This window comes from Bradyrhizobium sp. CCBAU 51745 (genome assembly GCF_028128715.1).
Taxonomy (GTDB): Bacteria; Pseudomonadota; Alphaproteobacteria; order Rhizobiales; family Xanthobacteraceae; genus Bradyrhizobium; species Bradyrhizobium manausense.
Genome location: NZ_LBJP01000081.1, coordinates 71,389 through 93,026, shown reverse-complemented (window position 1 = coordinate 93,026; position 21,638 = coordinate 71,389). Strand labels below are relative to the sequence as shown.

Genomic DNA, 21,638 nt, shown 5'->3' with positions numbered 1-21,638 from the left:
AAGAGCACGGAGTGTTGAGTGAAAGCCGTCCATACCGAACTGCACCGCAGCCACGATCCGCAATTCTTCCTGGTTCGCGGCGTCGTCAAGCGCACCACCGAGCAGCCCGAGCGCGCCGATCGCCTGCTCAAGGGCTTGAAGGACGGCAAGCATCAGCTGGTCGAGCCGACCGAATTCGGCCAGGGCCCGCGGGCGCGCATTCATAGCCCGGAATATCTGTCGTTCCTGAGCGAAGCCTGGGACGCCTGGACGGCGCTCGGCGATTCCGGTCCGGAGATGATCGGCAACGTCCATCCCGTGCGCCACGCCGCCACCTATCCGACCCATATCGTCGGCAAGCTCGGCTGGCACACCGCCGACACCGCAGCTCCAATTGGGCCGGGCACATGGGCCGCGGCCTGCGCGGCGACGGATGTCGCTGTCACCGCGGCGCAGATGGTGATGGACGGCGAAGACGCCGTTTACGCGCTCTGCCGTCCGCCCGGCCATCACGCCTATCGCGATATGGCCGGCGGCTTCTGCTTCCTCAACAACAGCGCGATCGCGGCCGCGCATCTGCGGCTGAAGCACGAGCGCGTCGTGATCCTCGACGTCGACGTCCACCATGGTAACGGCACGCAGGGCATCTTCTACGCGCGGCCGGATGTCTACACGGTCTCGATCCACGCCGATCCGGTCGCCTACTATCCCTATGTGTGGGGCTATGCGCATGAGCGCGGCGAGGGCGCCGGCCTCGGCGCCAATCTCAACATTCCCCTGCCGATCGGCACCGGCGACGATGGCTACCTCAAGGCGATGGAGAGCGCGCGCAAGGCGATCGAATCCTTTGCGCCGGGCGCGCTCGTGATCGCGCTCGGCCTCGATGCCTCCGAGCACGATCCGCTGAAGGGGCTTGCCATCACCACGCCCGGCTTCCGCCGCATCGGCCAGGCCATCGCGAAGCTGGGCCTGCCGACCGTGTTCGTGCAGGAGGGCGGCTATCTCTCGGATATCCTTGGCGCCAACCTGACCTCGGTGCTTGCGGGATTCGAAGAGGTGCGGTGATTTTCGCTGGATGGACCGTCGTTCTCCGTCATTGCGAGCGAAGCGAAGCAATCCAGACTGCCTCTAGGGAAAGGTCCCGGATTGCTTCGCTTCGCTCGCAATGACGATGCGGATGCAGTGTTGATCAGTAGTCAAAACATCCCGCTCGCCTTCAGCGCCTTGCAAACATGCTGCATCTCGGCCTCGTCAGCGACCATGTCGAGCATGACAGTGGTCAGCCCCTTCGCCGCAAACTCCTTCAACTGGGCGCCGATCTCGGCATAGCTGCCGACGAGATAGGGACAGTCGGCCTGGAAGGTGAGGAAGGGCAGCAGCCAATAGCCATTGTCGGCGAGCTCCCCGCTTTGCCCCTCGTACAATCCCCGCTTCCAGACCGAATCTGAATTTTCGACCGTGAGCGCGAGCAGCTCGCGATCGTCAGGATTGTCGCGGAAACGGGCCTTGGCCGCCTGCCGCGCCTCGTCGCGGCTCTCGCGCGCGAAGATGCCAAAGTTCATGCCTGATGCGCCGAGGCCTCGATCGAGGTCGGGCGGCAACATCTGCATCTTGATGCAGCCAGTCTCCTCGGCGACGCGCCTGGCTGCGTCGGATTGCCCCGCGATCAGAAATTCCGGCATCAGCTCGGCGGGCAGGCGCGGCCGCAGTTGCAGATTGCTGGCGCAATAGAATCGGCCGTCGACATTCACCGGGCGGGGGCTCGAGAGCAGCCTGCGCATCAAGGTGACGAACTCGCCGAGCCGGACATAGCGGTCGGCGTGGGACTGCTCGTCGCCCAGCCCCTGCAGATCGCTGATCGCGGTCCCCGTGATCATGTTGAGATAGACCTTGCGGCCGTAGAGCTGCGCAAAGGACGAGACGAACTTCGCCGCCGTGAACGGATGCATGTAAACCGGATTGACCGCGATGAGCGGCGAGGATCGCGTCGTCGCGGCGAGGATGTGCTGGGCCATCGCCCAGGGCTCGACGAACACGTCGTTGCCCTCGAACAGCAGAATACCTTCGAAGCCGTTGCGGTCGGCGAAATCAGCCACCCGCATCAGCTCGCCGACGTATTTTTCGGGATCGCGGTTGCGCGAGATCGCCGGAAAGACGCGCAGCCGCGCCGGCATCATTCCGCCGCGTCCTGGAGCGGCCAGGCGTTGCGGGTTATGCGCAGGCCGCCGGCCGCGCGCGAGCCGTCGGCGATCGCAAGGCGATGCGAGGGCGATGGCGAGCACAGCGAGAAGCACCAGCCCGCAGGGTCGTCGGCAATATCGGGCTTGAAGCTGATCTTGATCGCCTCCCGCGACACCTGCATCGCGAACGCATCCAGCGGCAGATTGAGCCCAAAACCTCTGGCCTTCAGATAGGCTTCCTTCAGCGTCCAATAGTCGAAGAAGCGCTCGATCGCGGCGGGCTCCGGCAGCGTGCGCAGCGTCTCCACCTCTTCCGGCGCAAAGAAGCGAAGCGCGGTCGACAGCGGTGCGACGCGCCGCGACACGGTCTCGACATCGACGCCGACGGTCTCATGCTTCGAGACGACGCAGGCGACGCAGCCATCGGCATGGGACAGGCTGAAATGCAGCGGCGTCGCGGTCGTGGGCGCCGCGACAAAGGGTCGCCCGTAGCGGCCGGTCGAAAACGACCAGTCGGTCGGTTCGACCTCAGGGGCCGCATGCGACAACGCGAGGCGCAGCATCGCATGCGCGAAGACATATTGCCGCCGATGCCGTTCAAACTTGAAGCGGTCGGCGCGTATCTGCTCGTCGACCGAGAGCAACCCTCGGCACACATCCACTGCGCCGGGCGTATCGATGCTCTCGATCAATCCGATAAACAGTTCAATTCCGTCGTCTGCCATCAATTGGGCCCATAGCGTCAGGCGGAGGCCAAATCCGGCCCTGACTGAAGGATCAACCGAACATGAAGCAACTCGGCGGACCATCTCTAGCGGTCCACCCAGGCAAATTCTTGTCAATCGCTGGCCGGTTTGCCGGAGCAGGCCTGTGCGAGACCCCAACCGGACAGGCGAGCGGCTCAAATCGAAAATGATACCCGAAGATCCGCGCGGCGTCCCGGCCGCCGAATCTTACTTCTTCTTCTTGGCCTTCTTCGCGCCACCCAGCGTCGCAAGGCTGGCATCGACGTCCTTCAGGGCGGACTGAAGTTTTTTCTTCTCGCCCGTCAGCAGCTTTAGCAGGGCCTTGCGGTCCTTGTCGCTGAGCGAGGTGCCTTTGGTAAATTTGATGAAACCCATAATAACACTCCCCCGGTTAAAAATATCGTCCAAATCAAAAGGCGAGAATAATCTTGCGCGCTGGAGCCGAATAATCAAGATGCAACTTGTGTCTTCACAGCTTTGACGGGTGAACTCGTGTCCGCCTGTCCTGTGCGGCTGGTCATGCCGCCCTGCGGGCGAGCAAGCGCTCCAGCGGCGTGTTTGGCCGGAGGATGGCAGCCTCAAGCAGCGCGACGAGATCCTCCATCCATGCGCCGACCGTGGCGCCGTCGAGCAGATCGTCTTTATAATTGCACGAACCTGTAATCCCGGTCGGGCGCTCCTTCAGCATCAGCGATAGCCAGGTCTGGTCGACCGGCAGCACCGGCTGGCCTTCCCGCGCGACGTTGCCGATCGATCGCACCGTGACATCAGGCAGGTCGAGCGGCTGGCGCAGCGGGTTTTGCAGCGTGAAATAGACCTGAAGCAGCGAAGCCGGGTCGATGCCTTCCTGCTCCAGATGGTCGGCCAGGATGTTGAACGGCAGCTCCTGCCGCGCATGCGCGTCGAGCACGCCCTGGCGCACCCGGGCCAAGGCCTGGGCGAACGACAGATCCGGCGTGATTCGGCTGCGGACGATCACGGTGTTTTCGAACGGGCCTATGATGCGGTCGGTGTCCGGCTGGGCGCGGTTGGCCATCGCGGTGGCGACCGAAATGTCGGTGCGCCCGGTCCGCGCCAGCAGCAGGGCCTTCAAGCCGGTGAGCAGACACATGAACAGCGTGCTGTTGTGCTGGCGCGCATAGACGGTGAGACCGGCGACGAGATCACGCTCTAGGCTGAGCGGATGATGGCCGGTCGACGCGCCCGCGCGCGCTTCGCCGTCAAACACGGGGGCTGCACCGCGCAGATTGTCGGCCCAGTCGGCGGCCTGCCCGCGGGCCGCCGCAGTTCCGCACCACCAGCGCTGCCAGCGCGCGACGCCGGAAAACGCCAGCGGCGTCCCCGGCAGGGGCGGCGACGGATGGCCCGCGAGCGCGGCATAGCGGCCCGACAATTCCTCGAACAGCACGCCGATCGACCAGCCATCCGCGATGGCATGGTGCAGCGTCAGCAGCAGGACGTGATCCTCGGCATGAAGGCGCAGCAGGCGCGCCCGCAGCAGCGGTGCCCGCGCGGTGTTAACGGGGGTATAGGTCTCCTGCGCGATCAGGAGCTCGATCTTCCTGAACTCGAGCGCCTTGCGCCGCTGATTGTCGTGGGGCCGCCCGTCACCGATGGTTTCGACGGTCAGGACCGGACCGAGCGTGGCTGGCGCGATGACCTGGCTGACCGGTTGCTCGCCATTCCAACCGAATGCCGTCCGCAAGGATTCGTGCCGACGCACGATGTCGTCAATGGCTTGCGCCAGGGTGAGCGGATCGACCGGGCCTTCGAGGTGGAACGCGAAGGGCAGGTTGAACAGCGGCAGATCGGGCAGGTTCCGCTCGATCCGCATCATCTGGTCCTGCGCGATCGACAGCGTGGGAGGAGCGCTTTCGGCCAGGCGTGGAACGCCGGCCGCAGGCTTTTGCGGTGCCGTGGCCACGGCCTCGTCGACCCGCCGGGCGAGCTCCGCGATCGTCGGTGCCTCGAAGATGGTCTTGATCGGCAGCGATACGCCAAGCGCTCGGGCGATGCGCGCCATCGCTTGCCCGGCCAGCAGCGAATGGCCGCCGAGGTCGAAGAAATTGTCGGTGACACCAAGGCTCTCGACCTTCAGCAGATCGATCCAGATGTCGGACAGGACCTTTTCCGTGAAGCGCCGGGCCGGCACGGTCATCTCAGTCGCGGCGCTCTCCTGTTGCGGAGGCGCCAGCACGGCGGAGCGATCGAGCTTGCCGTGGGCGTTGAGCGGGACCTGATCCAGGAACAGGAACGCCGACGGGATTGCATGAACAGGCAGCCGGCTTTTGAGAAAATCGCGCAGCTCGCTGGCGCTGATCTTGTTGCCGGCTTTGGCAACGACGTGGGCAATCAGCCTGACATCGCCATTGGCATCGCGCCGCGGCTCGACGATGCCGGCCCGCACGCTTGCGTGGTCGGCCAGCGCAGTCTCGATCTCCTTGAGCTCGATGCGATAACCACGGACCTTGACCTGAAGGTCGGCGCGGCCGAGGCATTCGATCGTCCCGTCGGCGCGGCGCCTGGCAAGGTCGCCGGTGCGATAGAGCCGGCCGCCTTTCCCTCGCGCGAACGGATCGGGGATGAAGCGCAGCCGGCTCTGCGCGGGATCGTTGACATAGCCACGGCCGACGCCGGCGCCGCCGATGCAGAGCTCGCCGACCACGCCGATCGGCTGCGGCTCCAGATCCGGATCGAGCACGTAAAGCTGGGTGTTGGGCAGGGGCGTGCCGACCGGAACATTGGTGATCACAGCATCGGGTGCATGAGTCAACCGGTGCAGCGAGACGTCGTCTGAGCATTCCGAGGCACCATAGGCATTGATCAGCGACACCTTCGGGCAGCGGGCGAACCAGGCGCGGCAGAGCTCGACCGGCAGCGGCTCGCCGGTCGAGATCAATAGTCGCAACTTCGCAAAAGCGCGCAGCATCGGCGCCTCGTCCATCCGTTCGAGGATCACGCGAAGCAGCGAGGGCACGATCTCCAGCACCGTTATGCCTTCGCGCTCGATCTCCCGCGCCAGCAGCATCGGATCCTGCACGATCGAATTGCCGCAGACATGGACCCGCGCGCCAACCATGGGACCGACGAGGAACTGCCAGACCGAGATGACAAAGCTCTGCGGCGCGGTCTGCGCGATCACGTCCGTGGCCGTAAGGCCGAGTTCATCGATGAGCGAGGCGAGATGGTTCGACAGCCCGCGCTGTTCGATCATGACGCCCTTCGGTGCGCCGGAGGAGCCGGACGTATAGATGAGATAGGCTAGGCTCGAATCCGCCCGCCGCGCAGGGCGGCCCGGCTCGCTCGATCCTCCTGCGATTATATCTTCGACTACGGCGACCCGGATGCGTGCGACCAGCGGTTCGAGTAGCGCGTCGACCATGGCGGACTGCGCGCGTCCCGTCAGCAGCACGTTTGCGCAGCTCGAGCCGAGGATGGTTGCGAGCCTCGCCGGCGGCTGCTCGGGATCGAGGTTCAGGAACGCTGCGCCCGCACGCTGCACCGCGATCATCGCTGCGAGCAGGTCCGGTCCGCGATCCGCCAATAGCGCGACCACGGTCTCCGCACCGGCACCTTCGCTGGCAAGCCAGCGCGCGATCGCCTGGCTGCGATGCGCTAGTTCGCGATAGCTCCGGGACTGATGTCCATCTGAAATCGCGACGGCATTCGGCGCCTTTTTCGCCTGCCGCTCGAACCGTTCGCAGACATTTCCGCGCGCTGCGAAATTGGCGGGCCGGCCCTTCGTTAGCAATCGCCGGCGCTGCGCGGCCGTCAGCAGCGGCAGGCGCGAGATGCGCTGCTCGGGATTGGTGATGACCGCCTTGAGCAAGCTCTTGAAGCGATCCGCCATGGCCTCGATCGTCGCCGCATCGAACAGATCGGTGGCGTATTCGAAGAAGCCGGTGAAGCGGCCCTCGGCCTCGACCAGCTCGAGCGTGATGTCGAAGCGTGCGACTTGCGGATCGATTTCCAGCCGCCGCGTCGACAGGCCGGGAAAGCGCGCGCTCTCGATCGATGCGTTCTGCAGGATGAACATGATCCGGAACAGCGGATTGCCGTCGCTCCTGCGCGCGATCTGCAAGGCACGCAGGACTTCCTCGATCGGAAGGTCCTGGTTGCGGTAAGCATCGAGGGTGGCCTGACGCACCCGGCGCAGCAGCTCGCCGAAGGTCGGGTCGCCGCTGAAATCGTTGCGCAGGATCAGCGTGTTGGCAAACAGCCCGATCAGGCGCTCGCTCTCGATCTGGTTGCGGTTCGCGATCAGCGAACCCGTCGCGACATCCTCGTGCCCGGTGTGGCGGAACAGCAGACACTGAAACACCGCGAGCAGCGCCATGTAAGGCGTCACGCCCTGGTCCTGGCTCAGCGAGCGGATGTCGGCGGAAAGGGCCTTTGAGAATTCGAAATAATGACGGGCGCCGTGGCCGCTCCAGAGCTCCGGCCGCGGCCGATCGGTCCGCAGTGGCAGCGTGGTAACGCCGTCGAGCTGGGTCCGCCAATAGTCGAGCTGCTCCCTCGCGGCCGGGGTCTGCGCCCAGCTCTGCTGCCAGCGCGCGAAGTCGCGATACTGAAAGCTGGGCGAGGCGAACGCCGTCACACTTCCCTTGCGCGCGGCAGAATATCCGGCGGCGAGCGCCTCCCAGAACAGCCGTTGCGACCAACCATCGGTGACGAGGTGATGGACATTAACCACCAGCGCATGGCTGGATTTGTTGAAAGAGAGCAGCGTGACCTTCAGCGGCGGCTCGCCGGCAAGATCAAATTCGTACTGCGCAAGCTTGAGCGCCTCGCGCCTGACGACCGCAACCTGCCTCTCAGCAGGGCAAGGCTCGAGCTTGATCCGCTCGAGCTGTGGCGATGCCTGAAGCACGCGCTGCACAGGCTCGCCCTCGCGTTCGACGAAGATCGAACGCAGCGCTTCATGACGTGTGCAGATCGCGTTGAGGCTTACCTGAAGCGCGGCAATATCGACCTCGCCCTTCAGCAGCGCGACCTCGACCACGTTATAATTGTAGCGCGTCGGGTCGAGCCTTGAGAGCACGTACATCCGCTGCTGCTGGAACGACAGCGGCGCGTCTGTTTCGGCAGCCTCCTGGCGCCAAGCTGGCAACGTCGCATCGCGGTGCGCCGTAGTCTCGATCCGGGCGGCAAGAGCACCGACCGTGGCGCAATCGAAGATGTCCTCGAAGGAGAAGTCGACGTTGAAGCGTTCGCGCAGGCGGGAGCGCATCTGCGTGACCGCGAGCGAATCTGCGCCGAGCGCAAAGACGTCCTGGTCTATGCCGACCTGCGGAAGCTCGAGCAGACTGGCCCAGATTCCGGCGAGCTGGGTCTCCAGCTCGTTGCGCGGCAGGTGCGTTTCGTCATCGTCAAGGGGGGCTGAAATCAGCTCGGCCAGCGCGTTGCGCTTGACCTTGCCGCTGGCGCCCTTCGGCAGCGCGGCCACATTGCGGATCAGGTTCGGCACCTTGTAGGCGGCGAGACGCTTGCGTGCGAATTGGCGCAACTGGTCTGATGTCGTCTCGGCATCGTCCCTGAGCACCACGACGGCGGCGACGTTCTCGCCGAGCGTGGCATGGGGAATGGCGAACACGCCGGCTTCCAGCACCGCCGGGTGGGCCAGCAGCACCTCCTCCACCTCCAGCGGCGAGATCTTCTGGCCGCCGCGGTTGATGACGTCCTTGATGCGGCCGACGATGAAGAGATAGCCGTCGGCGTCGAGATAGCCGAGGTCACCGGTCCTGAACCAGCCATCGCGGAACGCGGCCTGCGTCGCCGCTTCGTCATTACAATAGCCGCGGCTCATGTTGGGCCCGCGCAGCATGATCTCGCCATGCTGGCCGGGCGCAAGCAGGCGGCCGGCCTCGTCCATGATCGCGATCTCGGGGCCGGCGGCGCGGCCGACCGAGCCGATCTTGCGCAGCTCGAACGGATTGGCGGCAATCTGCGAGGCGGCTTCCGTCATGCCGTAGGTTTCCAGCACGGGGACGCCGAACATCGCCTCCAGCCCGCTCAGGATGGCGGGTGCAAGCGAGGACGAGGCCGAGCGGATCACCCGCAGCGGCGACGACCGGACGCGCTCGGGGCTCGCTTCCGCGGCGGTGAGCAATGCGCGATGAATGGTCGGCACGGCCGTGTACCAGGTCGGTTGCAGGTCCCGCATCCAGCCGAAAAAGGACGGTGCGTCGAAACCGCCTGTTACGATCACGCTGGAGCCCGCCGCGAGTGCGGTCAGGAGGCCGGAGATCAGGCCGTGGGCATGAAACAGCGGCAGGACGTTGAGCAGGCGATCATGCGGAGCGAGCGAAAGCACCCGGCCGGCATTCTGCGCGGAGAGACACACATTGCGGTGCGTCAGCGGCACCATCTTCGGGCGCGCGGCCGTGCCCGATGTCAGCAGGATGAAGGCGTCGTCCTCCGCGCGAGCGGTGCCGTCGGCACAGGCTGGCCCGATCGTCGGGCCCACGAACTTGCAGCCGCCGAGATCCGTCTCCGGTCCCGGCACGAAATCGATCACCGCGATATCAAGTGCTCTGGCGACGTCGCGGCTCGGCGAGTTCATGTCCGCCCGTGTGACGAGTGCCGTGAGCTTCAATTCGCTGAAATAACGTTGCAGCTCGTCCGCGGTGAAGTCGGGATTGACGGGGACGCAGGCGCAGGTCGATGCCACCGCGATCAGCGCCAATGCACTGTCGGCCCCGCGCGGCAGTGCGACGGCGATTCGGGCGGCCGGTGTAATGCCGAGCCCGCGCAGCGTGCGGACGCAATGCGCAATCCAGGTGCCGAGCGCGCCGTAGGTCAGAGGAGGCCGGCCGGGCGCGAGCAGGGCGGGCGCCGCCGGCATCGCGCGCGCGTGAAAAGCGAGAAGGCTGCCGATATCGGCAAGGTTCTCGGTTTCGACGCCCGCGCCGGCAGGCCTATCTCCCGCCTCGGATGCAATCTCCGACAATGCCATTCCCTTTTGATCCGATTGGGCTATTCTTCCCTGGAGTTTGGGAACGCGTCCAGTCTGAGGTGAAGTTTTGGCCCCAAAATCTGTGGTTGAGGGACCTTAAGCCCTTTGGCGCAGGGAGTGTACGGCGGGATCACCATGCTGGAGAATGAGCCGGGGACTGAAGTCGGGTTGAAGCGTTGGCTCGAAGGCATTGGTCTCGGTCACTATACCGATCTGTTCGCGCAGCACCGCCTCGATCTCGACGTCATGGGCGACCTGACCGAGGCGGATCTTGCCGAGCTCGGGTTACCGCTTGGCGATCGCAAACGGTTGCAGCGGGCAATGGCCGCGCTGTTCAAGGCGGAGACGGTGGAGGCGCCGGCTGCCCCGGCGCATCCGCAGACCCGCACCGAGGTTGGCGCCGAGCGTCGCCAGCTCACCACCATGTTCTGTGACATGGTGGATTCCACGGTGCTCTCGGCCCAGTTCGATCCGGAAGACGTGCGCGACATGATCGCCAGCTTTCGCGAAACCTGCGTTCGCGTCGTCAAGCATTATGAAGGCTTTGCCGCCCGCTTCGTCGGCGACGGCATTCTGGTCTATTTCGGCTATCCGACCGCGCATGAGGACGACGCCGAGCGCGCGGTGCGCGCCGGGCTCGAGATCGTGCGGGTGCTGTCGACCGCGCGCGCGATCGAGCCGCGCGGCGCGCTCAGCCACGCGCCCGCCGTCCGCATCGGGATCGCGACCGGCCTCGTCGTGGTCGGTGACCTCGTCGGCCACGGCACCGAAGAGCGCGACTCCGCCGTCGGCGAGACTGTCAATCTCGCCGCGCGTCTGCAGGCGCTGGCGCCTCCCAACGGCGTGGTGATCTCCGCCTCGACGCAGTCGCTGCTGAAGGGGAAGTTCGATTTCCGCGATCTCGGCGCCCAGACGTTGAAAGGCATCTCGGAAAAAACCCAGGCCTGGCACGTCGTGCGCGCCACGCGCGTGGAGACCCGCTTCGCCGCCGCCATGGGCACGCGGCTGACCCCGCTGGTCAACCGCGAAGAGGAAATCGCGCTGCTGATGGCGCGCTGGCAGCAGGTCAAGGACGGCGACGGCCAGGTCGTCGTCAAGTTCGGCGAGCCCGGGATCGGCAAGTCGCGCATCATCCAGGAGATATTTGAGCGGATCGCAGGTGACCGGCACGGACATGTCGCGTTCCAGTGCTCGCCTTATTACACCTCCACTGCGTTCTATCCCTTCGTCGAGCAGCTCAAATTCTCGCTCGGTCTCGATCGCGAGGATGCCTCCGCGGTGTCGCTGGCGAGCCTGGAGAATGCGATCGCCGCAGCCCACGGCGATATCGAGCAGGTGGCACCGCTGTTCGCCGCGCTGCTGTCGATCCCGACTGGTGGGCGCTATCCGCCGCTGGACCTGTCGCCGCAGCAACACAAGGACGCGACCGTCGCGGCGCTGGTCAATCACTTCCTGGGGCTCGCGCGCGAGATGCCGCTGGTGATGGCCTTTGAGGATCTGCACTGGATCGATCCGACGTCCCGCGAGGTGGTCGATTTGCTGGTCGACCAGGTGCAGAACCGGCCGATCCTGGCCATCATCACGGCGCGCTCCGAATTCCAGCCGAGCTGGAACGCGCATTCGCACATCACAACGCTGGTGCTGAACCGGCTGAGCCGGCTGCTGCGCACCACGCTGGTCGAGCGCGTTGCGGGCAGAGAGCTTCCCAAGGAGGTCGTCGAGGAGATTATCGTCAAGACCGACGGCGTGCCGCTGTTCCTTGAGGAGTTGACCAAGGCGGTTCTCGAATCCAACCTCCTGACCGAGCGGCACGGGCGCTACGTGCTGTCGGGTCCGTGGCGGCAGCTCGCGATCCCGGCGACCTTGACGGACTCGCTGATGGCCCGTCTCGACCGGATGGGGCCGTTCAAGCGGATTGCACAGATCGGCGCCACCATCGGCCGCGAATTCTCCTACGAGACCCTGCACGCGGTCGCCAACACGCCGGCGGAGCAGATCGAGGCGGCGCTGACCCATCTGGAGGAGGCCGGCCTGATCATGCGCCGGGGACATCCGCCAGACGCGGTTTACTCCTTCAAGCACGTGATGATCCAGAATGCGGCGCATGCCAGCCTGTTGCATAGTGAGCGGCGCAAGCTGCATGCCAGCATCGCCCAGGTCCTTGCCGAGATGTATCCGGAGAAGACCGATCGCGAGCCGGAGCTGCTGGCCCACCATCTGACCGAGTCCGGACAGAGCGAGGGCGCGGCGAGCTTCTGGCTCAAGGCCGGCAAGCAGGCGGCAAAGAGCGGCGCCAATCTCGAGGCCATCGGCCATCTTCGCCGGGGCTTGAGCGTCGTGCAGGCCAATGCACGCATGCAGGGCGCCGACGAGGTGGAGCTCGAGCTGCGGATCGCGCTCGGCAACGCGCTGATCGCCGCCAAGGGCTACGCCGTGCAAGAGGTCGAGGAGAATTACATCCGCGCCCTCGAGCTTGGCCAGCAACTCGGCGACGACGAAAAGGCCTTTGCGGCCACGCGTGGGCTATGGGTGTGCCATTTCATCCGCGCCGACCTGACCCGCGCGCATGATCTCAGCGTCGAGCTGCTGAAATTCGCCAAGCGCGAGCGGTTGAACGAGGACGCGGCGCAGCAGACCGGCTACCTGATCGAGGCGCACCGCTCGATCGCGATGACCATGCTCTATCGCGGGCGCTTCGCCGCCGCGCAACATCATCTGCATCGCTGCATCGATCTCTACAGTCCCGATCTGCATTCCGACCTGATGGAGCGCCACGGCACCGATCCCGGCGTCGTCTCGCTGTCCTATCTCGGCTACCTGCTCTGGTTCCTGGGCCAGCCGGACGCGGCGCGCCAGCACAGCGAGCAGGCGATTGCGCTCGCGGAGAAGATCCGCCATCCGTTTTCGCTCGCCTTCGCGCTCGTGTTCGGCGCCTATCTCTGCCAGCATCTGCGCGATATCGAAGGGACGCGCGATCACGCCAACCGCGCCATGATCATCGCCACCGAGCACAATTTCCTGCACTGGAAGCAGCAGGCCGCGATTCTGCGCGGCTGGGCGCTGGCCCAGCTCGGCGACCTCGACGAAGGCATCAGCCAGATGCGCTTCGGCCTCGACGAGTATGAGGCGATGGATTCCTGGCTCGCCGGCTGCTGGTTCCGTTGCCTGCTCGCGGAGGCCTATGCCAAGGTCGGCATGCGCGATGCCGCCTTGCGCGCGCTGGACGGTGCGCTTGCGACCGCAAGGCGCACCGGCGATCACTCCTACCTCGCCGAGGTGTACCGCCTGCAGGGGGAGATCACCTTGTCGGATGGCAATCCGGCCTCGGTGCAGGAGGCGGAAGATCTGTTCGAGCTGTCGCTGGAGACGGCGCGCAAGCAGGGCGCGTTGTCCTGGGAGCTCAGAACCGCCGTGAGCCTCGCGCGGCTGTCGCACGCATCGGGCAAGCGCGAGCACGCAAGCCTTCTGCTCGTGCCGATCGTCGGCAAATTCAACGAGGGCTTCCTGACGCCCGACCTGAAGCTGGCCATGCAGCTGGTGCATGAGCTCGGCGGCGATACACCGGCTCGTCCGCAGGCTAATCCGGTGAAATGAGCGATCTGTCCGCCGCGCGGGCGCGCTTCGTCGAGCTGATCGCGAAGCGCGAGCGGATTGCTTCGTCGCGCCTGCTTGCGGCGCTCGCGGCGGTGCCGCGTGAAAATTTTCTGGCGAAGGGCCCCTGGCGCATCAAGAGCGGGGCGGCGCGCAACTACCGGCTGACGCCCAGCGCCGATCCCGTTCATCTCTACGATGACGTGCTCGTCGCCATCGACGCGCGCCGCAAGCTCGACACCGGGCTGCCGAGCCTGTGGGCCCATTTCATCGATGTGCTCGACATCCGAGCGAAGGATCGCGTGATCCAGATCGGTTGCGGGCTCGGCTATTTCTCGGCGATCCTGTCGGAGATCGTGGGGACGAAGGGCAGGGTGTGTGCAATCGAATGCGACGCGCGGCTCGCGGCGCGCGCTGCGAATTACCTGCGCGCCTATCACAATGTCGAGGTCATCTACGGCGACGGCTGTCGCGATATCGGCGAGCCGGCCGACGTCATCATCGTGCATGCCGGCTTCTCGCATCCGCATCCGCTCTGGCTTGCATCGCTTCGCCCGCGCGGCCGGCTGCTGGTGCCGCTGACGCAGCGCGACCGTGAAGGCGCCGCCCTCATGATCACGCGCCGGGGCAAGGGGTTCGTCGCCGAAGCGGTACAGCAGATCCGGATCTTTCCAGGCCACGGTCGCGGGGTGACCGCGCTCGACGACCGCGTCGCCGACTGGTGGCAACGCGCATCCGCCCTGGCGCCGCTGCGCTTTCGCGGGATCGAGCAGGGACTGCCGTCGGATGGCTAACACTGGCTTAGATCGGGCGTGAGTGTTCACCTCTCCCGAAGGGAGAGGTCGGATCGCATCGTAGATGCGATCCGGGTGAGGGGTTACGGTCCCAGTGCTTACTGCGGCCCCTCACCCGGATTGCTCCGCAATCCGACCTCTCCCCGTCGGGGAGAGGTGAGACCCGGCCAGTCCTCACACGTCGTTCGTGAACTTGCTGATGACATCCATGAACGGCTTGGGCTTGAACTCGCCGTCGAGCGGCAATGGCCGGTTCGGCTGCTTGTCCGGGCGTTTGACGTAGCCGTTGATCCAGCTGTAGCGATCGGAAATGCCCCAGGTCAGGACCGAGCGCACGGGGCCGCTGCTCGCGATCGCCGTCAGGAGATCGTCGACGCGCTTGGCGACGATGGCGTCGCGCTCCAAAGGACTTCCGGTCAGCTTCTGATCGTCGACGTCGAGCTCGGTGACGAAGACCTCGAGGCCCCATGAGCGGATCTCGGTGACGAATTCGGCAAGCCCGTGGGTGTCAATCTCGAGCTCGGCATGCAGATGCGATTGCAGCCCGACCGCGTGCAGCGGAACGCCTTGATCCAGCAGCTCCATGATGAGGTTGCGGTAGGCCGCGCGCTTGGCGATGAACGAATCCTTCGCCGACTCGATATCGTATTCGTTGATCGCGAGCTTGACGTAGGGATCGGCGGCGGCTGCGGTGCGGAACGCCAACGGAATCCAGCGGTCGCCGAGATGCTGCGTCCAGAAGGTGTCGCGCCGGTCCTTGACGTCCCTGGGATTGTCGGGGATCGGCTCGTTGACGACGTCCCACGAGGTCAACTTGTCCTTGTAATAGGACACGACGGTCGAGATGTGATCGACATAGGCGCGCTCGACGCCCTTCGAATCCTTGATCCGCTTGGTCCAGTCAGGAATGTCGTGATACCAGGCGAGGGTATGGCCGCGCATGGTCAAATCGTTCTGCTGCGCGAAATCCAGGATTGCATCGGCGCGTTCGAAGGCGAAGGTGTGCGCGTCCGGTCGCAGCACCGGCCATTTCAGCTCGAGCACCGGCACCACCTGCGTGCAATAGGTGCTGATGGCCTCGCCGAGCCGTGGATCTGACTGCAAATCCCAGAGCGTGGCCGCCGCGCCATAGCCCTGATGGCGCCGGGCAAGTTTCGAGGCCGGCAGCGCCGCGGACGCCGATGCGCCCGCCGCGAGCGTTGCGGCGCCGCCGAGGAGAAATTCGCGTCTGTCGAGCTTGATCACGTGGCTGCAGTCCTTCGGAACCAACGCGCCATCGTACCAAGCGGCGCCTTGCAACGCCGCGGTTTCCTGTTGTTGGGTTAATTGTCGCGAATGTTTGGCTCAGCGCGCGTGGCGCTGCATCACCGCTTCGGCGATGTCGTAATAGTGCAGCGCGCCCTTTTCGAGCGTGAGGTTGTCCATGACATAGTCGCGAGGCGCGAAGCCGCCCGCGCTCACCCGCGACCAGAAGCCGCTCCAGCCGGAGATGAAGCCATCGGCATCGATAAATGTGCTGCCGCAGCGTGCGTCGAAATAGGGCACGGAGGACACGCCGCCTTCGTATCTCACTTTGTCCGGAAAATATTCCGGATCCTGCCACGGGCCGCCGCGATCCCAGGCGAATACGGGCACGCCGCTGGACAGCGCCTGCTGGCAGGCGATGCCCTGGCTCTCGTGTTCGCAGAGGAAGACCATGCTGCGGCAGCGCGCCAGCGCGGCCTTGTAGTCGTCTTCCGTGTAATGGCCGTAGCGGATCACCTCGACCGTGCGACCGCTCGCTTCGAGATGCGATCTTATCGGTTCGATCAGCTCGCTGTCGTAGCGGTCATGTTCCCAGCGAACCTTGTCGTAGAGCAGCACGTCGAGGCTTTTTTGCGCGGCCGGCGTTGGCGTCCACAAATCGGTTTCGATGCCGACCGGCCACACCTTGACGTCAGGCCAGTAGGGCCGGCACATCTGCGCATACCAGTCGCAGGGCACCAGGATCGTGTTCTCGTGAACAAGCTTGAGACGCTTGGGCACGTCAACCGGATGGTTGTACATGACGACGCCGAGCAGCAGCGGGTTCTTCCACGCGAACCAGTCGAGCACGAACGGGCGCCCGAGAATGCAGGCGAGCTCCTCCGGATGCTTGCGGATGTAGCTGTAGTCGTTGACGCGATAAGGAATTCCAACCAGGTCGAGCCCGGCGCAGAGATTGAGGAATACGCGCCGCTGGCCGCTGATCCAGGATTTTCCGAGCAGCATCCGCCGCACCAGCGGCCGGACATGGCGGTCGCCCGGAAACCAGCGGTCGTCACGCTCCTCGAAGAACAAATTGAGCGTCATTCGCCCGCCCCCGTCCCCGGGAGATGCCGGGACCAGGGACGCGTCCGTCCCGGCATGGGGTAGGGCGTTCGGGTTAGCCCCTATGCGTTCGACAACGTCCATCTTAGCCACGTCCACACATTAACCAAACGTCGGGCGACGTCTTTAAAATCATGGTTTCCTTTCGGTGATCGCGGCGGCCCGTTCAAGCACAGGGCAAATTTAACGCTAACGCGCGAAAGCGGTGGCTCCGTCCCATTCGGCGGCCGATTTGCAGACTTAAATGACTATCTTGGGAGATGCTGCGGCGCAGTCCGATCACCAGCCTTTGTTCACCAAGTCTTCGTTCACAAGCCAAGGTCCAACTGAATAACGGCTGCTCGATTTCAAGGCCGCCGGTCCCGTGCACGCATGCTGAACCGCCATTTCTCCATCTACCTCGTCAGCTACATCCTGTCTGCTGCGATGGGTTTTTTCGCGGTCACCGCCTACACGCGGCTGCTGACGCCGGCGGAGTATGGCGTCTATGTCGTCGGCATGAGCATGGCCGGCATTCTGGGCGCGATCTTCTTCGCCTGGATCAAGCTGTCGGTGTCGCGCTATCAGGCGATGTCGGCGGAAGTGGATTTTCGCGGCACGGCGATGGCTGGCTTTGCGCTGACCGTCCTTGCCATGTGCGCGGCGATCCCCCTGGTATTCCTGTTCCGTAGCGATGTCAGTGTCGAGCTGGTGCTCGCCAGCATGTTCGTCGCGATCATGTCGAACGGGTTTGACGTCGGCCAGGAGTTCGAACGCGCCAAGTTTCGGCCCTTTCGGTTCGCGGCGATCTCGATGGTACGCAGTGTGGCGAGCGTCGGATTCGGCCTGCTCGGGATCTGGCTTGGCTGGGGCGGCATGGGCCTGCTCGCCGCCTTTGGCCTCGGCTCGCTGACCGGCGTCATCCTCAATCTCGTCAGCGATCGCGCCAGGGTCGCAAGCTTTTCGCGCAGCCAGTTCATGCAGCTGGCGCGCTACGGCCTGCCGTTGACGCTGGCCGGACTTTCCGTCGCGGTCTACTCGGCCAGCGACCGGCTCATCGTCGCCTATCTGCTCGGCAAGGATTCCGCCGGCATTTTCGGTGTCGCCGCCGACCTGCCGCGCCAGTTCATGGTCATGATCGCCACCAGCGTTGCCGCGGCCACCGTGCCGATGGTGTTCCGTTCGCTGTCGGAGAGGGGCACGACGCGGGAGCGGCTGACCGAAAGCTTCGAGCTGTTGCTGGTCGTCGTCGCCCCCGTCGCGGTCTGGCTTGCGCTTGCCGCCGATCAGGTCACGGGCACGCTGGTCGGTGTCGATTTTCGTGGCGGCGTGGCCGCGCTGCTGCCGACGCTCGTGCTCGCCCGCTTCTTCGGCATTGCCAATCAATTCTATGTCCAGCTCAGCTTCCAACTCGCCGAACGCCCTTTCATGCTGGCGGCACAGTCGTTTCTCACGCTGGTGGTGAGCGTGGCGCTGATGTTCACAATGGTTGCGGGTTACGGCATCTACGGCGCTGCGCTGGCGACCCTCGCAACCGAGGTGATCGGCTTCGTCGTCGCCGTCGTGCTGATGCACCGCGCCCATCCCGTGCCGTTCGACGTCGTCAGCCTCGCCGGCGTCGCCGCTTCCGCCGCGGCAATGGCAGCTGCGATCCTCCTTGCGCGGTCTCAGGTCCACGGCACCGGTATCGCGGCGCTGATTATCGTGAGCGTTGCGGGCGGCCTCGCCTACGTCGCCGTCACGTGGCTTCTCAATGTCGCGAATGTGCGGACGCTGTCGCTGCGCATCCTGCGGACGTTCAATCGCAAGGCGCTGGGCGTCTAGGCCGCCGAAGCTGACGAACCGGTCAGGCGGGACGGCTGCGGCTTGCGCATACGCATCTGAATTCCGCGCCACATCTCACGCCTGACAATCCATGTATCGTCTCACCTCCTCCAGCCACGGTGAAGCGACGATGGCACCATCAGGCCCTCTCAGCGGCATCCGCGTCCTCGATCTGACCAGCGTGCTGTTCGGTCCCTATGCCGCGCAAATGCTCGGCGATTGGGGCGCCGACGTCATCAAGATCGAGCCGCTCACCGGCGACACCTGGCGCTACGCCGGCCTGTTCCGGAATCGCGGCATGAGCGGCCAGTTCATGGCGGTCAACCGCAACAAGCGCAGCCTCGCGCTCGATCTGAAGCATCCTGATGGCAAGGCGGTGCTGGCGAAGCTGGTCCCGACGGTCGACGCGCTCGTCACCAATGTGCGCCCGGCCGCAATGGCCCGGCTTGGCTTCGGTTACGCCGACTGCGTAAAGCTCAATCCGAGGCTGATCTATGCGGCCGCGACCGGCTTCGGCCAGGACGGCCCGTGGGCGGCGCGCCCGGCCTTCGATGAAATCATCCAGGCGGCCTCGGGCCTCGCATCGTCGATCGGATCGGACGATGAGCCGCAATTCGTCCCGAGCCTGATCGGCGACAAGATCTGCGCGATGGCGATGGTCGGTGCGGTCTCGGCAGCGCTGTTTCGGCGCGAGCGCACCGGGCAGGGCCAGATGGTCGAGGTGCCGATGCTGGAGACGATCGCGGGCTTCAACAGCATCGAGATGCTGGGCGGGCATGCCTTCGATCCGCCGATCGGCCCGACCGGCTACAAGCGCATGAAGAACCGCCGTCCGGTGGAGACCAAGGACGGCTGGCTGACGATGCTGCCCTATTCGGGGGAGAATTGGTGCGCCTTCTTCGAAGCCGTCGGCCGCCCCGAGCTGATCGAGGAGCTCGGCGTGCGCGATCCCGTGCTGCGCTCGCAGAACATCGACAAGGTCTACGACCGCATGAGCGAGATCGGGCCGACCCGCACCACCGCGGAGTGGGAGGAGCTATTGCTGCGGCTCGACGTGCCGCACACCGCTTTCGCCAAGCTGACCGAGCTCGGCGAGCAGCCGCATCTTAAAGCGGTCGGCTTGTTTGCCGATATCGATCACCCGACGGAAGGTCGCATCCGCCAGGCGCGTCCTGCGACAAAATTTTCCGAGAGCCCGGCCGGCATCCATCGCATGGCGCCACGGCTTGGCGAGCATTCGCGTGAAGTGTTGCGCGAGGCCGGCATGAGCGACGCCGAGATCGAGACACTCGTCGCGAACAAGGCCGTCGGCGCGCCGTAACGCGGCGCACCATGATGAGGTTTCGCTTGATCGCTTGCCGCTGTAGGTGCCGTCACAGTCGCCAGTCCGCGATCTTCTGTGATTCTGGTCACATCCGGTCAGACTGCTTCCCAGGGCGGACATTGCGTCGGGGCGGTCACCGCCATCGCCAGCTCCGGGCCAGCCTCGGCCGCGGACCGCCCTTCCGCCCGCACGGACCCTCGTATAAGAGAGTTTCGTCGCTGGAATGGACCGAATAATGCCGGAAACGGAACAGATGGTGGCTGCGAAATCTTAATCCGAAGATCGCAATCTGACGGATCATCGATGCAAGTGCGGACAGGCAACCGGGGAATGGCATGAAAGACCTGATGACGACGGCGCAATCCAATCGAGCGGCGCGACGTTGGGGGGCTCCCGGAGTTGTGATGTTCGCCCTAGCGCTGGCGCTGGTCGCCCCGGGCCAGGCGCTGGCCGCCAAGCAGCCGCGCCAGACCGTTGAGGCGGTGGCGCCGCGCGAAGCGGGCGAGCCGATCATGGCGATCGTGTCGATCAAGAGCCAGCAGGTGACGTTCTACGATTCCGAGGGCTGGATCCTGCGTGCGCCGGTCTCGACCGGCACGACGGGACGCGAGACGCCGGCCGGCGTCTTCGCCGTCATCGAGAAGGACAGGGATCACCACTCGACCATGTATGACGATGCCTGGATGCCGAACATGCAGCGCATCACCTGGAACGGCATCGCGCTGCATGGCGGACCGCTGCCCGGCTACGCGGCGTCGCACGGCTGCGTGCGCATGCCCTTCGATTTCGCCGAACGCCTGTTCGACAAGACCAATATCGGCATGCGGGTGATCATCTCGCCGAATGACGCCGCCCCGGTCGATTTCTCGCATCCTTCGCTGTTCGTGCCGAGCAAGGAGGCCATCGCGGCGGCCCCGGCGCGTGCGGACAAACTCCTCCTGGAGGAGGAGGAGGCCGTCAGGGCGGCCGATGAAGCCAAGAAGGCCGCTTCTGCTGCGGCGAAGGAGGCGCAATCGCTGCCGGCCACGCTGCGCAAGCTCGAGCAGCAGAAGGCGCGCGCCGACGCCGAGAACGCCTATGCCGACAAGCTGGTTGCCAATGCCAAGAACGACCAGGCCAAGGCAAAGGCCGACGAGCTGAAGCAGAAGGCGGCGGCCAAGGCCGCTGATGCCGCAACCCAGCTCGACGCCGCCAAGGCCGCCGCTCAGCCCAAGCGCGACGCGGTTGCCGCGACCAAGGAGGCGGCCAAGGTCGCCGCGGCCAAGAAGGTCGAGGCTGTGAAGGCTGCGACCGATGCCAAGCTCGCAATGGAGCCGGTCTCGGTCTATATCAGCCGCGCCACGCAGAAGCTCTATGTTCGGCGCAACACCCACAAGCCCGCGCCGGATGGCGGCGGTGAGGTGTTCGATACCAGCATCGAGGTTCCCGTCACCATTCGCAATCCCGACCAGCCGATCGGCACGCACATCTTCACGGCAATGGCGAGGAGCGGCGCGGGCCTGCGCTGGAGCGTCGTCAGCATCGACGAGGGCGACGACGCCAAGGACGCGCTCGACCGCATCACGATCCCGCAGGACGTGTGGGATCGCATCGCGCCGACCGCGTTGCCGCGTTCCTCGATCATCATCTCGGATGAGCCCTTGAGCGCCGAAACCAACTACCGCACCGAGTTCGTCGCGGTCCTGAGCAACCATCCGCAAGGCGGCTTCATCACCCGCAAGCCGACCGCGCCGCCGGTGGAAATGGCCAGTGACGACGGCTGGGGCGGCAACGGCTTCTTCTTCTTTGGGCAGCGCGATCCCTACGCGCAGCCGGCCAATCCGCGCCGCCGCGCCGGCCAGTACCAGTATTATCAGCCGGCACAGCCGATGCCGATGCAGCGGAGTTTTTGGTAAGGGCAAGGCTGGAGCATAGCTG

The 21,638-nt window shown here is 65.1% G+C and carries 12 protein-coding genes; 6 read left to right on the top strand and 6 right to left on the bottom strand.

What is annotated here, in order from left to right; translation table 11 throughout:
• The first annotated feature begins 18 nt into the window (after positions 1–18).
• Positions 19–1,044, top strand: coding sequence for a histone deacetylase family protein (locus tag XH98_RS22515; RefSeq protein ID WP_271619987.1), 1,026 nt, complete (start codon positions 19–21; stop codon positions 1,042–1,044).
• Between the two features lie 131 nt (positions 1,045–1,175).
• On the opposite strand, the gene XH98_RS22510 is transcribed toward XH98_RS22515, so the two are convergent.
• The 4 genes from XH98_RS22510 to XH98_RS22495 all read right to left on the bottom strand — a co-directional run bounded on the left by XH98_RS22510 (position 1,176) and on the right by XH98_RS22495 (position 9,860).
• Positions 1,176–2,156, bottom strand: a complete 981-nt coding sequence (locus XH98_RS22510; RefSeq protein WP_271619986.1) for an LLM class flavin-dependent oxidoreductase — start codon at positions 2,154–2,156, stop codon at positions 1,176–1,178.
• Complete coding sequence (locus XH98_RS22505; RefSeq protein WP_271598575.1) at positions 2,153–2,884, bottom strand: 4'-phosphopantetheinyl transferase family protein; 732 nt, start codon at positions 2,882–2,884, stop codon at positions 2,153–2,155. The genes XH98_RS22510 and XH98_RS22505 overlap by 4 nt, the downstream gene beginning before the upstream one ends.
• A gap of 228 nt (positions 2,885–3,112) precedes the next feature.
• A complete protein-coding gene (locus tag XH98_RS22500) occupies positions 3,113–3,280 on the bottom strand; it encodes a hypothetical protein (RefSeq protein ID WP_220001700.1) in 168 nt (55 codons plus the stop codon).
• A gap of 142 nt (positions 3,281–3,422) precedes the next feature.
• The gene (locus XH98_RS22495) at positions 3,423–9,860 is read right to left on the bottom strand and encodes a non-ribosomal peptide synthetase (protein WP_271619985.1); all 6,438 of its coding nucleotides are present in this window, start codon (positions 9,858–9,860) and stop codon (positions 3,423–3,425) included.
• A 135-nt stretch (positions 9,861–9,995) separates the two neighbouring features.
• Here XH98_RS22495 and XH98_RS22490 point away from each other — a divergent pair, with 135 nt between their 5' ends.
• A complete protein-coding gene (locus XH98_RS22490; protein ID WP_271620017.1) occupies positions 9,996–13,454 on the top strand; it encodes an ATP-binding protein in 3,459 nt (1,152 codons plus the stop codon).
• The gene (locus XH98_RS22485) at positions 13,451–14,245 is read left to right on the top strand and encodes a protein-L-isoaspartate O-methyltransferase family protein (protein WP_271598573.1); all 795 of its coding nucleotides are present in this window, start codon (positions 13,451–13,453) and stop codon (positions 14,243–14,245) included. Before XH98_RS22490 ends, XH98_RS22485 begins: the two co-directional genes overlap by 4 nt.
• Positions 14,246–14,419: 174 nt before the next feature.
• Here XH98_RS22485 and XH98_RS22480 read toward each other — a convergent pair whose 3' ends face one another.
• Positions 14,420–15,490, bottom strand: a complete 1,071-nt coding sequence (locus XH98_RS22480) for an endo-1,4-beta-xylanase (protein ID WP_271620016.1) — start codon at positions 15,488–15,490, stop codon at positions 14,420–14,422.
• A 99-nt stretch (positions 15,491–15,589) separates the two neighbouring features.
• Complete coding sequence (locus XH98_RS22475) at positions 15,590–16,678, bottom strand: glycosyltransferase family 1 protein (RefSeq protein ID WP_271619984.1); 1,089 nt, start codon at positions 16,676–16,678, stop codon at positions 15,590–15,592.
• A 288-nt stretch (positions 16,679–16,966) separates the two neighbouring features.
• Here XH98_RS22475 and XH98_RS22470 point away from each other — a divergent pair, with 288 nt between their 5' ends.
• The 3 genes from XH98_RS22470 (at position 16,967) to XH98_RS22460 (ending at position 21,616) form a co-directional block, all read left to right on the top strand.
• Positions 16,967–18,397, top strand: coding sequence for a lipopolysaccharide biosynthesis protein (locus tag XH98_RS22470; protein ID WP_271619983.1), 1,431 nt, complete (start codon positions 16,967–16,969; stop codon positions 18,395–18,397).
• Between the two features lie 91 nt (positions 18,398–18,488).
• Positions 18,489–19,718 (top strand): CaiB/BaiF CoA transferase family protein, encoded by a 1,230-nt coding sequence (locus XH98_RS22465; RefSeq protein WP_271619982.1) that lies wholly within the window; start codon positions 18,489–18,491, stop codon positions 19,716–19,718.
• A gap of 338 nt (positions 19,719–20,056) precedes the next feature.
• Positions 20,057–21,616, top strand: a complete 1,560-nt coding sequence (locus XH98_RS22460; RefSeq protein WP_271619981.1) for a L,D-transpeptidase — start codon at positions 20,057–20,059, stop codon at positions 21,614–21,616.
• The last annotated feature ends 22 nt before the right edge of the window (positions 21,617–21,638 follow it).